The organism is Paenibacillus amylolyticus (genome assembly GCF_051136285.1).
Taxonomy (GTDB): Bacteria; Bacillota; Bacilli; order Paenibacillales; family Paenibacillaceae; genus Paenibacillus; species Paenibacillus amylolyticus_F.
Window position 1 is genome coordinate 4115699 of record NZ_CP194938.1, and the last position, 14028, is coordinate 4129726.

Sequence of the window (14028 nt, forward strand, 5' to 3'; positions counted from 1 at the left end):
ATGACGGGGTGAGGGGGAATCAGCATGAATGAAGCTGTGCTGGTCATTGAAGATGAGCCCAAAATAGCAAGACTGCTTGAACTGGAACTGCAGTACGAAGGATATCAGGTCACAAAGGCAGGCAGTGGGACAGAAGGGCTGGAAAAGTACAGTGAAGGACAATGGGATTTGATTCTATTGGACATTATGCTGCCGGGCCTGAGTGGTATTGAGGTTTTACGGCGGATTCGAGCGAGGGATGCCGTAGTCCCGATCCTGATGCTGACAGCCAAGGATTCGGTGGAGGACAAGGTATCTGGTCTGGATCTGGGTGCCAATGACTATATCACCAAGCCGTTTCAGATTGAAGAGCTGCTGGCGCGGGTCCGGTCAGCCTTGCGTCTTGCCGCGGCTGTTTCTGCAAGGGCAGCGGCTCATACCTTGGAGCAGGAAGCAGAGCAGGGGACGGCGGGTCAGTTACATGAAGCGCAGGAGGAATGGTTGACTGCTGCGGATTTGAAGCTGAATGAGGGCACACGTGAAGTGTTCCGGGATGGACAGGCTATCGAGCTTACCCCGCGGGAGTTTGACCTGTTAGTATATTTGCTGCGTAATCAGCGTCAGGTGCTTAACAGGGATCAGATCGTACAGTCCGTGTGGGGATACGATTATTATGGCGATACGAATGTGGTGGACGTGTATATCCGTTATGTGCGCAAGAAGGTGGATAACGGATTCACATCACCCTTAATACATACCGTAAGGGGCGTAGGATACGTCCTGAAGGAGCAAACATGAGCCTGCGCAGTAAAATCTACGGATACTCGTCGGTTCTGTTTGCCGTGCTGTTAATTGCAGTGAATCTGTCTGTATTTCTCGTCTTTGAGCGAGTATCCATTAATAATGAGATCAGACGAGTGGAAGCCGAGGCGGATTCCATCGTCACAGGGGTACGGCAGTCAGCCGGCAACATCCCGCCAGATGATCTGCTACGGGCTTATGCGCCTGTGAATGGCATGCTGCGCATTGTACATGAAGATGGAAGCAGCTCCCCAGTAACCACAACGGGAGCATCCGAACAACTCAGCAAGTTGTCTTTTCAATATGAGAATGAGAAAAAGGCAGAGTATACCCAGGTGGATCAAGTCGGATATGTGTGGGTGTCCATGCCACTAATCTGGCCGGACGGAGAAGTGGTAAACCTGCAGGTAACTCAGAGTGTGGCTGAAACAGAGAATGGACTTGCCACCCTGCGTACAGTATTAGTAATCGTGACCATTGTTGCCCTGATTCCTGCGGTGATCTCCAGCCGAATATTGGCGAATCGCATGACAAGACCGATCCAGCAAATGACACGTACAATGAGTGATATTCAAGCGAGTGGACAGTTCAAGCGACTTCCGCTGGAGGCAAAATCAAAGGATGAACTGAACACGATGGGACAGACGTTTAATCGCATGATGGATCTGCTGGAATCAAACTTTGAACGACAGGAGCGTTTTGTCTCGGATGCATCACATGAGCTGAAAACACCCCTGACCATCATTGAGAGTTACGCCAGTCTGCTCCAGCGCCGGGGTAAGCAGCGGCCAGAAGTCTTTGATGAAGCTGTGGAAGCAATTCTGTCTGAATCGGTACGCATGCGTGAGATGACCGAGCAGTTGTTGCTGCTTGCCAAGCAGCCTGAGCAATGGAATGTGCAACTGGAACGTGTAGATATTACGAAGCTGGCTGCGGATTCCACACGTGCATTCCGTGAAGCGTACCACCGGGAAGTGCGGTGCTACGCTCCAGGCCCGATCTGGGCGATCAGCGATGAGAGCAAGCTGAAGCAGATGGTGTTTATTTTGCTGGATAATGCACGGAAATATAGTGAAGATGCCATTGAAGTCAGGCTGGAGGCGCAGGGCGAGAGCTGCCGGATACGAATCGTGGATAAGGGCATCGGTATGCAGGAGGAGGATCTGGCGAAGGTATTCGACCGTTTCTACCAGGCGGATGTCTCCAGAACACGAAGCGGCAGTGCCGGCGGGTCTGGACTTGGATTGTCCCTTGTCAAAGAACTGGCAGGCGCCGTGGGAGCACAGATTGAACTTTCCAGTACCGAGGGTGTGGGTACGGAGGCTTGTATTATTTTGCAGCAAACTACATCCGATAGCCCAGACAGCCCGCTCTCATGAAATTCTCATTCTTCTCTTCTATACTGGATGGAACGATATAAATGAACTGAAAAGTTCACACAGAACACTCCGATGACAGAATAACCAGGAGGGTGTTTTAACCAGCGTTGTTGGATTCCCTTTTCCAGGGGTGAGGATCTGGCTAGATAAGGTGAAAGTGTGGGAGAAGGTGAGGGGGAATGCATATGGCAGAGCAGGAACAGCGTCCTGAGATGACACGAAGTGAACAAGAACATGAGCATGGGCGTGAACATAAGAATACAAATAAAAGTAACGCGGGAAATGGAACACGAAAGTTACTGTGGTGGGGGGCCGGAACACTGGCTGTGATGCTCCTCACCGCATGGATATGGTGGAAACCGTGGGAGCCTGCCCGTCAGCAGTTATCTGCCGATGCAGCAGCACAATCTGTACTGGAGCAATATCCGGGGGAGATCATTCATTCCACCCTTAAGGATGGTACGTATCTAATGCAGCTTCGTTCGGAGACAGGTCTATACGATGTGCAGGTCGATGCGTTTACGGCGGCTGTTCAATCGATCAAACGTCTGGAAGCAAGTCCGCAGGCTGAAGAGAAGACGCTGTGGAGCCGTGAGCAGATGAAGTCTGAGCTGCTGAAGCAGAGAGCCGGGGAGCAGCTTGTTTCGCTGGAGTTGGTTGAACAGCAGGGCAGTCCTGTGTACACCGCAGTGGTGAAAGCCAGGGACAACAGCCGTCAAGAACTGACGATTGATCCGTATACAGGCGACATTCTTTCCTCCAAAGCGATTAAGGCTCCCCCTGTATCCGGCGATGGAGGCACGGAGAAAGCGCCGCAGTTTCTAAGTGAGAAACAGGCCAAGCAGAAAGCACTTGCGAGGGTTCCCGGCGAAGTGGATGATGTGGAGCTGCGCGGTACGAACAGTGGCAATCCATACTACCTGGTTGAAATCGATCTGGAAGACGGACGTGAGGCCACGGTACAGGTGAATGCAATCTCGGGCGCTATTCGTTCGGTAACTTGGGATAAGGACGATGATTAAACGGTGTTCTCTAAAAAGGAGTAAGCAAACTCTCCTCATTTTCTCATCAAATTCTAATCTTTCTCTCGCTGATCTCTCATTCGTCTAAGTTATTCTATATTTGTAGACGAGAACGAGAACATTAACGAGGAGATGAATGATGATGAACAAACATAAACTATGGATTGGTAGCTTGTCCGCAGCGGTGCTGCTTGGTGGGTCAGCCGTTGCAGCCAGCGGCAATATCAATGGACAACCTGCCCCCCAAATACAATCTGGAACAACGCAGTCCGCGCCAGCATCAGTGACACAGTCCACGAGTGCCAATCAGAACAACACAGGTAAGCTGCTGACAGCAGCACAAGCCAAATCCATAGCGCTAAAAGCAGTGGAAGGCAAAGTGGATGATGTGGATCTGGAGCGCAGAAACGGCCAAACGTTCTATGAAGTTGAGATCGACAGAAAAGGTAGCCCGGATGTGACGGTGAGGTTGGATGCGTACACGGGTAAGGTTTTGGCGGTGATCAATGATGACGACCACGATGACGACGATGATTATCGTGATAATGGGAAAGCTAACTCTTCGAGTGTGTCTGCTTCCAATCAGGTTAAACTGACGGTTGCGCAAGCTTCCAACATTGCACTGAAACAAGTGACTGGTGGTAAAGTAACGAAGGTTGAACTGGATCGGGACAACGGTCGCTATGTCTATGAGATTGAACTGAGAACTGCTCAGGGTGAAGCAGATGTTGATATTGATGCGAATACAGGTAAAGTGTTGTCGTTTGACCAGGATTTTGACGATGAGGATTGATTGTTAACTCATAGGAGGACGCTTCGGATGAAGCGTCTTTTTGCTAATTAGATCGATAGAGTACATAGTCCCTTCAATCCAAACTGTGGTAAACTAGTAGAATTGTAGAAAATAGTAGAGAGAAGGAGCTGGATAACGAAGTGGCTTTAGAACAAATGGTGTCCAAAACGACTAGAGAACAAGTACTGTCAATTGAAGGCTTACGTATGAGATATAACGGGCGTTATGTGTTGAACGGCATCGACCTGGAAGTGAGTAGAGGTGAGATGATTGGATATATCGGGCCGAATGGAGCCGGCAAGAGTACAACGGTGAAGATTTTGCTCGGATTAGTAGAGGGTTATGTGGGAACGGTTCGTATTTTTGGACAGGATATCTCCAATGGCGAGGTGGAATATAAGCGTAGAATCGGTTATGTGCCAGAAGTGGCAGAACTATATGAACAATTAACTCCGGCGGAATATTTGACGTTTACCGGAGAGTTATATGGCTTGTCCTATGAAGATGCGGATTATAAAGCAAAGCTGCTGATGGATTGTTTTGGACTGGAAAAATCGTACCACTCGCGCATTGCTTCCTTTTCCAAGGGGATGCGTCAGAAGGTGCTGCTGATCTCGGCACTGCTGCATGATCCTGATCTGCTGTTCCTGGATGAACCGCTCAGCGGGCTGGATGCGAACAGTGTGATGGTGGTGAAAGAGATTTTGTCACAGTTGTCTGCGAAAGGCACAACCATTTTCTATTCGTCACACATTATGGATGTGGTGGAGAAGATCAGTAGCCGGATTGTACTCATTGCCGAGGGTCGTGTGGTGGCAGATGGTACGTTCAAGCAGCTTCAGCAGCAATCGATGGAAGGGTCATTGGAGGAAGTGTTTAACCAACTGACCGGCTTTAATGAACATAAGGCGATTGCTGAGCGCTTTGTGTCGATTGTGCAGGAGGTGAACTGACATGGCGGAACCCTCCGATTTTCGTACGCTCAAAATTCTGGATCGTTTTCGGCCGATTATTGCCAAAATGGGGGCTGATTATGACGTACTGCGCCTCATTTTACGGGTAAAGTTCCAGATGGATCAGCGCAGAGTACCTACAATTATGTCCACAAGGACAAAGAGTAAGGAGAACAACGAGGGTAACCAGTATGTTCGCTCTCTCTGGATGTATGCCCTGATGGGAGCAATCATGATTCCCTTTGTCGTTTGGAATACAGGTCAATTCATGCTTCAGATGGGCATTTTGTTTGGCGTACTTATGTTTATGATTATGACATCGATGATTTCGGATTTTTCATCCGTACTTCTGGACATCCGGGATCGCAACATTATATTGACCAAACCCGTCGATGCACGAACCGTAGGTATGGCTCGGGCTATCCATGCAGGGGTCTATCTGGTATTGCTGACGGGTTCAGTGACGGCTGCGCCACTCATTGCCGGGCTGGTTACGCACGGGATTGGTTTTTTCCTGATCTTTCTGATACAGATTATTCTCATTAGCATGCTGATCTTGGTGACCACATCCCTCATCTATCTCTTCATGATGAAGTTTCTGGATGGGGAGAAGCTGAAAGACATGATCAATATGGTACAGATTCTGCTTTCGGTGGGCATCGCGGTAGGGTATCAGTTTGTCGTTCGTTCCTTCGATATTATTGATTTTAAAGTAGCCTTTACGCCCGAATGGTGGCAGTTGCTGTTACCTCCACTATGGTATGCTGCTGCATACGAATGGTTATTCGCAGGTCATGGCGGGGTGTGGATCTATACGTTAACAGCGCTTGCTTTTGTTGTTCCGGTGATATGCCTGATCGTATACGTGAAGCTTATGCCTTCTTTTGAGCTGTATCTGGAAAAGATGGCTCACTCCGGCCAGACATCCAGTCGCCGCCGGGGAAAATGGGACCGGATTGCTGCCAAGCTGTTCAGCCGTTCGGCAGAGGAGCAAGCTTGCTTCCGCCTGTCAGCAAGCATGATGCGTAATGAGCGGGAGTTCAAGCTTAAAGTATATCCTTCGCTAGGCTTTGCATTAGTGATGCCTTATATCTTCTGGTATACCGCTTTGCAATCATCGACTTGGGCGGAATTCAGGCAAAGTTCATTTATGTACACCTTATACATTATGCTGGTTCTTTTGGTAACCATCATAATTATGCTGAAATATTCCGGCCAGTACAAGGCATCATGGATCTTTCGTGCGGTGCCAATGGCTAATGAAAATGTATTATATCGAGGCGCCTTGAAGGCATTCCTTAGTAACATATTCATCCCCGTATTTCTGTTGAATGCGATGGTGTTTACATGGACATTTGGACTTCGGATTTTGCCAGATATCGTGGTTATTTTGCTCACCGCTACGGCGCTGATCCCGGTATCCAGCAAGTTTATGCTACAAAAGCCGCCCTTCTCGCAATCATTCAGTGTGGCCCAGCAAAGTGAAGGCTGGTATATTTTCGCTGCTTTACCTGTGTTCGCTTTACTGTGGGGGGCTCATGTCTTTTTCCGTTCCTTCTCCGGAGGAGTCTGGATATACGGTACAATCTTGATTCTGGCGAATGTACTTCTGTGGACGCTGTTGTATCGGGTCAAGAAACCAGTGGTTCAACCGTCTGCGGTGGTTTGAGTTGAAAGCTTCTTGGGTACATGCCCAGATTTTTTAATTGGATGAACCGGGATGGGCTCAAGTGTAACTCTTGCAGTAAGTCTAGTAGTAAGTGTCTATGTATAACTCTACGTAATAACTCTATGTAGTAAATCTATGTAATAACTTTACGCAAAAAGTACAATGTGATATCTCTATACAGTAGCCCTACGCAGCAACTCTACGCTTGTATGATGTAAGTGAACTTTTTAATTTAGCCCCGTGTGCAACTTGCAATACCAGCACGCGGGGCTTTGTTTCATCACACGGGTCAGCAATGGAGAGATGCGAAGGGGAGTTCAACATGAAATAAATGAAGTTGAATGAAGTAAGATGAACCAAGGCAATAAGTAACCCAAAGTGCAGTAGAATCCAAAGAAAGTGGATTAGATAGGATAGTAACCGGAGTAAGTAACTCAAATGCAGTAGATAGGGATGGGTAACCCGAGTAAGTAACTCAAAGTGAGTTTGTATTCTAACGATCTCAGATGAGCTTACTTGGACGAAAAGTGGCTCTCATGAATTCTAACGATCACCAAGAACCTTATTTCTGCACAAGAGGGTGTTTTAGCCCGAAAAAGAGCCGATTTTTGCAAAATAGCGTCTCTGGTGATCGTTAGCTTGGAGAAGCATGAAAAATGGGCCAAATAAGCTCTCCTGAGATCGTTAGAGTGTTGGGACAAGTAATGTAGGTGTAAATGTAACTGTAGATGTGGATGTGGGTGAAGGACTTTTAGAATATAGAGCTCTGCAAGGCTCTGAATGAAAAAGGTTGAAACGGTACTAGCTCGATCATTGCAAAAAATAGCTGCTTTAACCGCATTTATTGGGTCTGGCCAGAACGCAGAATGGCCTCGGCTAGGCGATCGGCTGCATCTGCTGTAGAGATTCCAGAGCGCGCAGCTTCTGCGTATACCTTGCTCAGCGTGCCTGCAATCCCCGCCACCTTCTGGCGGATCAGGTCAGGCCCGGCGCCTTGCAGTTCGCAGGCAGTGCTGATAATGCCGCCTGCGCTCAGCACGTAGTCAGGCGCGTACAGGATGCCGCGCGCCTGCATGCGGCCAACAACCAGCTGACGTTCACTCAGCTGGTTGTTGGCCGCCCCGGCGACAATGGAGCAGCGAAGCTCCTCCACGGTCGCCGGGGTCAACACGCCCCCTAGGGCACAGGGGGCGAACACCCTGCAGTCAGCGGCGTGAATACGGGCCGGATCGGCCGAAATGGCGCCGCTGAACTGCATAAGGGCACGTTGTACACGTTCCGGTACAACGTCTGCCACGATCAGCCGTGCCCCGGCTGCATGCAGGTAACGGCACAGGGCATACCCGACCTTGCCCAGTCCCTGGACGGCAACGGGAATGCCCTGCAGATCGGCTGCGCCCAGATGGCGCAGTGAGGTGACAATGCCGGTGTACACGCCGTAGGCGGTCATATCAGCAGTGAAGTCATCCTGTGCGCCAAGCGAACCAGTGGTATCCGTCACATATGCCGTCTCCACCCGGATCTGGTCCATGTCTGCCGCCGTAGTGCCCAGATCCAGACCTGTCACGAAGCGACCATTTAGTCGCTCCAGACAGCGACCCAATGCCCGGAAGCGCAACGCACGCAGTGCTTCACCCTTCGCAGAGTCTGCCAGCACTTCGCCAAGCGCATCACCCTTCGCAGAGTCCGCTAGCACTTCGCCAAGCGCATCACCCTTCGCAGAGTCTGCCAGCACTTCGCCAAGCGCATCACCCTTCGCAGAGTCCGCCAGCACTTCGCCAAGCGCATCACCCTTCGCAGAGTCTGCCAGCACTTCGCCAAGCGCATCACCCTTCGCAGAGTCCGCCAGCACTTCGCCAAGCGCATCACTCTTCGCAGAGTCCGCCAGCACTTCGCCAAGCGCATCACTCTTCGCAGAGTCCGCCAGCACCCTGCCGACTCGTTCCCCCGTCACCGTTTGCTTCAAAGTGCCAGCGACATCCCAGACCACTGCTTTACCGCCGCCATAAGGCAGGCCTGCCATGGCATTTTTGTAGGTCATGCCCTGGGCTAGCTTTACCGCGTCTCGGATCGCTTCTTCTTCGGATGCATAGGCCCAGCAGCGGCATCCACCCAAAGCCGGACCCAGAGCAGTATTGTGAATGGCAATGATTGCTTTAAGTCCGCTGGAGGGATCGTGGAAAAATACAAGTTCTTCCATGCCCTCTTGCTCCATTTCTCGCCATATGCGCATGGTGCACTCCTCCTTTGGTGTTTTCCGTTCGGCGTACGAACAGGCTCCCTATTCTCGATAAGACTTGCATTCCGTCCAAATTTCACTTCTGAACAAGTCTGTCGACAGCTTCGTAAGAATAAGGGCTCACCTTATATCCCGTGTGGTTAATACAGTATATTCATCCCTTGGCTTTTACGCCCCTGGGACCTTCGCTGGGTTGAACATCGTCATAAACGGTTTTATAATGGCAGTTCCGGCATATACGGACCGGACAGATACCTGGAAATTTACATCAAGCCGTTTAGGAATAGGTCATAACGTCCAATGATGGAGATAGAGGAATGGGATGATCTTCATGTAACGCGTGATATAAAATGTTTTTCCACTTAGGCGGAAGTACTCGTCATGCAGCATGTAACAGAGGGCTTATTTACAGTGGAAAGCCTAGGAAAGAGGGATGGTCATTGCTTAAAATATTGATATTTATCTTTTTGATTCAGATTGTATATGTATCGGCCTATACCCTGCGCATGATCTTAACACTCAAAGGACAGAAATACATTGCTGCCCTGATCAGTATGGGTGAGATAGTGATCTATGTGCTGGGCTTGAATCTGGTGCTGAACTATTTGAAACAGCCAGAAGCTCTCATCGTATACGCCGTGGGATACGGGCTTGGAGTACTGCTCGGTGCATGGATTGAGGAAAAGATTGCACTTGGTTACATTACCGTGAAAGTGATTTGCAACCAGATGGATGGAGGGCTGGCAAATGCTTTGCGCGATAAAGGGTACGGTGTAACCTCATGGGTGGGTAGCGGACGAGACGGAGATCGACTTGTTATGGAGATTCTTGCGAAACGTAAAAATCAGAAGTTGCTCTACCAGACTATCCTGGCTCTTGATCCCAAGGCATTTGTCATTACGGTGGAGCCCAAACAGTTCCATGGAGGCTTCTGGACACGTTCCATCAAAAAGTAAAATCGGGCAGGTCTGCAGCAGAAGCAGTCCTGCTTTTTTGTTTTCATTTTTTCACACGCCCGGCAATCGGGTCATTCATCCGTTATTCTTCCTACATCCTCTGATTTACAAGTTAACTACATACGATATCAGGTTGCTTTGGGCACAAATCCTGTCCGTTCCGTCGTTCTCCTACAAATGTGAAATCAGGATTATTGTTGTAATCGCTTTCAACGTTTACATTGTGAATATGTCACTTGCGACATGAACATGGTGCAGAGGGGCAGACAGACAAACTCAACATTAATCTACCGGGAGGAATCAATTCGATGAAAAAAACAGTACGAAGTTTATGCAGCACGGCTCTGGCTCTCACGCTAGGGTTCACCTTATTATCCGGACCTGCAAGTGTGCAGGCAGCGGGCAATGCAGATTACAATCTGGCCGGTTTCTCCCAAGGCAATACGGGCGGAGGAGTCATCAATGAGTCGAACACATCCACGTACAAAAAAGTGTACAATGCCACCGACCTGGCGCTGGCTCTCAAAAAGAACTCCGGTGTCAAAGTCGTTGAAATTATGAACGACCTCGATTTAGGGTGGAACGAGATTCCAAGCGCGGCACAGACCTCGCCTTTTGCCAAGCATAACGATGCACTGACACATCCTGTATTGAAGCAGACGGGAGTCAGCAAAATTACGGTAGATGGCTTTAACGGACTAACCCTGTTCTCGGCCAACGGTTCCAAGATCAAACACGCTGCCATCACGGTGAAACGAAGCTCTAACGTCATCATCCGCAACCTGGAATTCGATGAGTTGTGGGAGTGGGATGAATCCACCAAAGGTGACTATGACAAAAACGATTGGGATTACATTACCTTGGAGGATAGCAGTGGCGTATGGATCGATCACTGTACGTTTAACAAAGCCTATGACGGACTCGTCGATTCGAAAAAAGGAACCAGTGGTGTGACCATCTCCTGGTCCACCTTCAAAGGGGATGACGGCAGCGCGAACAGCTGGGTTACCCGTCAGATTAACGAGTTGGAAGCAAACAAAGCTTCCTATCCGATGTACAACTACCTGCGCAGCAGTGCGGTGGGTCTAAGCAAGGAAGATGTCATTGCCATCTCCGGTCCGCAGAAAAAAGGGCATCTCGTTGGTGCGACCAGTCTGGAGTCAGCTAACGCTAATCTGTCCATTACACTGCATCACAACCTGTACAAAGACATTCAGGATCGCATGCCTCGTCTGCGCGGCGGTAATGCTCATGCTTATAACATCATTATGGATGCAACTGGTGCTCGTTCAGCCCAAGCGCGTATTACTACTGCTATGGCAACAGCCATCGCTTCCAAAGGTTACAAATTGGGGATCACCAGCAATGGTGCCATCTCGACTGAAAGCGGCGCTGTATTGGTTGAAAAATCCGTAATCAAGGATGTACAGTATCCTGTACGCAACAATCAGACCGACCCAACCAATGCCACATACACAGGTAAAATCAGCGTGTTAGACACGATTTACTCTCTGGACGGGAGCTCTTTCCGTGGCGATAGTGGCACAGCAGGTAGCCCGCTGGCACCTGTTCCAGCCGTGATCAAACCGTTCTCGTGGAATGGCTTTATTTCCCTGCCATACAGTTATCAGACGGATGATCCGTCTACGCTGAATACGCGGCTGACAAGTTCCAATGGTGCAGGTGCAGGCAAACTAACCTGGTCTAAAGACAACTGGCTGAAAACAAGCTACTAAATTAAGCTATACAGTACACCAAAAGACCAGATGTACAAAAAAACAAGCGGCTCCACAACAAGGTTGTGGGAGCCGCTTGTTTTTAAATTTTACGTACTCCATTAAGTCGTCAATTGGGGTTTCGATTCCGGTGCAACATTCACCGAGTCGCGGTAGATGATATTGCCCTTCACATGAACACGACCGAAGCTGCGATCAGGATTATCGATCTTTTTGAGCATGGATTGAACAGCTGTGCGTGCCATCTGCTCAATATCCACTTCAACCGTGGTGAGCTTGGGTTCAGACAACAAGGCATAGATATCATTGTCGAAACCAACGACAGAGCATTGAGCTGGCACTTGAATACCCAGCGAATTCAGCTTCTGCACGAGCAGATGAGCGACTTGATCACAGTTGCAGACAAATGCGGTGGGAAGCTGTGCGGGCAGGTCAATCTCGATAAAGGTTCCCCGTTCGTCCCGATCATTCAGGATGAGATCTGGATTCATAGGTAGTCGGTGTTCCAGCAGGGATTTGTAGTAACCGAGGAACCGATCCTGAATGCTACTGGTTGAATACAGATTGCCAACATAAGCAATGCTGTGGTGCCCCTGCTGAATCAGATAGTTCGTTAACTCATACGCGGCATAGAAGTTATCGGTCACCACCGAATCGATATCGGAATGCTCATCGTAGAAGTCGAGGAACATCTTTGGAACATCCATCGACTGTACCAGTTCAATATATTCCTTGCTGATCTGACCCAGCACAATGAAGCCGTCGACCTTGCTATCACTGTACAGCTTGGGCAGTGACAGTTCTTCTTCGTCCTCACTGTTCAGAATATGGAGAATGCCGTAGTACCCTTGATCCTCCAGATGTTTAGTGATGCGTTGGAACACGCGTACATAGAACGATTGCGTAGGCCCGGTGAACCGCTCCGGGATAATTACGCCGATATTATGGGTTAAGCCTTCCTTCATTGAACGGGCTGTGGCGTTATAGCGATAACCCATCTGGACGGCAAGTTGTTTAATCTTTTCCTTTAATTCGCCACTGACACCATCTTTGTCATTTAATGCTTTCGAGACGGTCACACTGCTGACCCCGAGCTTGTCGGCGATATCCCGCATGGTGATATTGTTTTTCAGCTTTGGTCGCCTCCTTCAAGCCGGTTTAGATACAATGTGCTGTCATTATGATGAGCGCTTTCTTCCAACATAACAACAATCTATATTAGTATACCTCGTTACCAACCTGGAATAAAGGCATTCCAGGCATCGCATCACTAATTTTCGCCACGTCCAAAAGGGGATGATGTTGATCTTCCGATGTTAATTTCATTGCTTTTGCAATAAACGTTCGTTCTGTTCAATAAGGTCGCCACGCTGGCTGGCGCAGTCCAGAGAACGATAAGGATCAGCTGGAGTATTAAACGTGTAATCGACCAGTTGACTCAGCGTGGTTGTAGCGACATGGCAGCGTGTATCACTGGATGCATAGTAGATAAACACCGCATCCTTTTCATTGACTACAGCACCGTTGCAAAATATAACATTGGATACATCGCCCACACGTTCATCATCATAAGGGGCAATGAAATGGCCGCCCGGCTTGGCAATGATACGTGCCGGATCGTTCAGATCGGTTGCAAAAGTGTACAACACATACCGAAGACCGGCTGCGGTATTTCGTACCCCGTGGGCAATATGAATCCAGCCGCGGTCTGTTTTGAGCGGGGCAGGACCCTGACCGTTTTTGGCTTCATAAACCGTATGGTATTTCCGTTCATCTATTACGATTTCTTCAGGAATAACAGGATACGAGATATCCTTGCACAGGCCGAAGGCAATACCACCACCGCTGCCTGTAGAGATGAAACCATCCTGCGGACGCGTGTAGAAAGCATATTTCCCATCGACAAACTCGGGGTGTAACACCACATTCCGCTGTTGCGGGGAGTTTGTTGTCACGTTAGGAAGACGTTCCCAACGGTTCAGATCACGCGTACGAACTAGTCCCGCCTGTGCAACAGCGCTGGAGGTGTCGAAGGCAGGAGCTTCCGGGTCTTTGCGTTCCGAACAATAGATGCCATAAATCCAGCCGTCCTCATGTTGAACCAGACGCATGTCATATTGGTTGGTTTCCTCTGCATCGATATCATCCCAAACGAGCGGTTTGCTAATGAAGCGAAATCCGTCAATGCCATTGTCACTCTCGGCAAGTGCAAAGATTGATTTTCGATCCAGTCCTTCCGTGCGTACAACCATGATGTATTTGCCCTTGAAATAGATCGCTCCCGGGTTAAGTGTGGCATTAATGCCCAGACGCTCCATGAAATGCGGATTTGTGGCCTTGTTCAGATCAAATCGCCAGTGCAGCGGCACATGATGGCGTGTAATAACCGGATAACGATAACGCTGGTATACGCCATTGTAGAAGGAGGAATCCACCTCATTTTTACGTGACAAAAGCTGTTCCTGCTGTTCCAGTAATGATTCATATTTCGGATGTATCAT

The 14028-nt window shown here is 49.1% G+C and carries 11 protein-coding genes; 8 read left to right on the forward strand and 3 right to left on the reverse strand.

Features of this window, described 5'->3' with window-relative positions:
- The first annotated feature begins 24 nt into the window (after nt 1–24).
- The 6 genes from ACR8BL_RS18120 (at nt 25) to ACR8BL_RS18145 (ending at nt 6596) form a co-directional block, all read left to right on the forward strand.
- On the forward strand, nt 25–777 hold the full coding sequence (locus tag ACR8BL_RS18120; RefSeq protein ID WP_434748898.1) for a response regulator transcription factor: 753 nt from the start codon (nt 25–27) through the stop codon (nt 775–777).
- Entirely contained in the window at nt 774–2159 is a 1386-nt protein-coding gene (locus ACR8BL_RS18125) for a sensor histidine kinase (protein ID WP_434748899.1), read from the forward strand. Before ACR8BL_RS18120 ends, ACR8BL_RS18125 begins: the two co-directional genes overlap by 4 nt.
- Nucleotides 2160–2344: 185 nt before the next feature.
- A complete protein-coding gene (locus tag ACR8BL_RS18130; protein WP_434748900.1) occupies nt 2345–3181 on the forward strand; it encodes a PepSY domain-containing protein in 837 nt (278 codons plus the stop codon).
- Between the two features lie 136 nt (nt 3182–3317).
- Entirely contained in the window at nt 3318–3974 is a 657-nt protein-coding gene (locus ACR8BL_RS18135; RefSeq protein ID WP_434748901.1) for a PepSY domain-containing protein, read from the forward strand.
- A 155-nt stretch (nt 3975–4129) separates the two neighbouring features.
- The gene (locus ACR8BL_RS18140) at nt 4130–4927 is read left to right on the forward strand and encodes an ABC transporter ATP-binding protein (protein WP_434753164.1); all 798 of its coding nucleotides are present in this window, start codon (nt 4130–4132) and stop codon (nt 4925–4927) included.
- Nucleotide 4928: 1 nt separating this feature from the next.
- Nucleotides 4929–6596 carry a hypothetical protein gene (locus ACR8BL_RS18145; protein ID WP_434748902.1) on the forward strand — a complete coding sequence of 556 codons (1668 nt, stop codon included), beginning with the start codon at nt 4929–4931 and terminating at the stop codon, nt 6594–6596.
- A gap of 841 nt (nt 6597–7437) precedes the next feature.
- On the opposite strand, the gene ACR8BL_RS18150 is transcribed toward ACR8BL_RS18145, so the two are convergent.
- Entirely contained in the window at nt 7438–8829 is a 1392-nt protein-coding gene (locus ACR8BL_RS18150; RefSeq protein WP_434748903.1) for a Leu/Phe/Val dehydrogenase, read from the reverse strand.
- Between the two features lie 446 nt (nt 8830–9275).
- On the opposite strand from ACR8BL_RS18150, the gene ACR8BL_RS18155 reads away from it, so the two are divergent.
- Together ACR8BL_RS18155 and ACR8BL_RS18160 are read left to right on the forward strand one after the other, a co-directional pair.
- Nucleotides 9276–9791: a DUF2179 domain-containing protein gene (locus ACR8BL_RS18155; RefSeq protein ID WP_434748904.1), complete on the forward strand. Its 516-nt coding sequence runs from the start codon at nt 9276–9278 to the stop codon at nt 9789–9791.
- 308 nt (nt 9792–10099) lie between these two features.
- Nucleotides 10100–11527, forward strand: coding sequence for a hypothetical protein (locus ACR8BL_RS18160; protein WP_434748905.1), 1428 nt, complete (start codon nt 10100–10102; stop codon nt 11525–11527).
- 101 nt (nt 11528–11628) lie between these two features.
- On the opposite strand, the gene ACR8BL_RS18165 is transcribed toward ACR8BL_RS18160, so the two are convergent.
- Complete coding sequence (locus ACR8BL_RS18165; RefSeq protein ID WP_434748906.1) at nt 11629–12642, reverse strand: LacI family DNA-binding transcriptional regulator; 1014 nt, start codon at nt 12640–12642, stop codon at nt 11629–11631.
- A 207-nt stretch (nt 12643–12849) separates the two neighbouring features.
- A complete protein-coding gene (locus ACR8BL_RS18170; RefSeq protein ID WP_434748907.1) occupies nt 12850–14028 on the reverse strand; it encodes a glycoside hydrolase family 130 protein in 1179 nt (392 codons plus the stop codon).

Excerpts from the sequence above, each read along its gene's own strand:
- ACR8BL_RS18120 (WP_434748898.1), top strand. The coding sequence starts at position 25 with ATGAATGAAGCTGTGCTGGTCATTGAAGATGAGCCCAAAATAGCAAGA.
- ACR8BL_RS18125 (WP_434748899.1), top strand. The coding sequence starts at position 774 with ATGAGCCTGCGCAGTAAAATCTACGGATACTCGTCGGTTCTGTTTGCC.
- ACR8BL_RS18130 (WP_434748900.1), top strand. The coding sequence starts at position 2,345 with ATGGCAGAGCAGGAACAGCGTCCTGAGATGACACGAAGTGAACAAGAA.
- ACR8BL_RS18135 (WP_434748901.1), top strand. The coding sequence starts at position 3,318 with ATGATGATGAACAAACATAAACTATGGATTGGTAGCTTGTCCGCAGCG.
- ACR8BL_RS18140 (WP_434753164.1), top strand. The coding sequence starts at position 4,130 with ATGGTGTCCAAAACGACTAGAGAACAAGTACTGTCAATTGAAGGCTTA.
- ACR8BL_RS18145 (WP_434748902.1), top strand. The coding sequence starts at position 4,929 with ATGGCGGAACCCTCCGATTTTCGTACGCTCAAAATTCTGGATCGTTTT.
- ACR8BL_RS18150 (WP_434748903.1), bottom strand. The coding sequence starts at position 8,829 with ATGCGCATATGGCGAGAAATGGAGCAAGAGGGCATGGAAGAACTTGTA.
- ACR8BL_RS18160 (WP_434748905.1), top strand. The coding sequence starts at position 10,100 with ATGAAAAAAACAGTACGAAGTTTATGCAGCACGGCTCTGGCTCTCACG.
- ACR8BL_RS18165 (WP_434748906.1), bottom strand. The coding sequence starts at position 12,642 with ATGCGGGATATCGCCGACAAGCTCGGGGTCAGCAGTGTGACCGTCTCG.
- ACR8BL_RS18170 (WP_434748907.1), bottom strand. The coding sequence starts at position 14,028 with ATGATACATCCGAAATATGAATCATTACTGGAACAGCAGGAACAGCTT.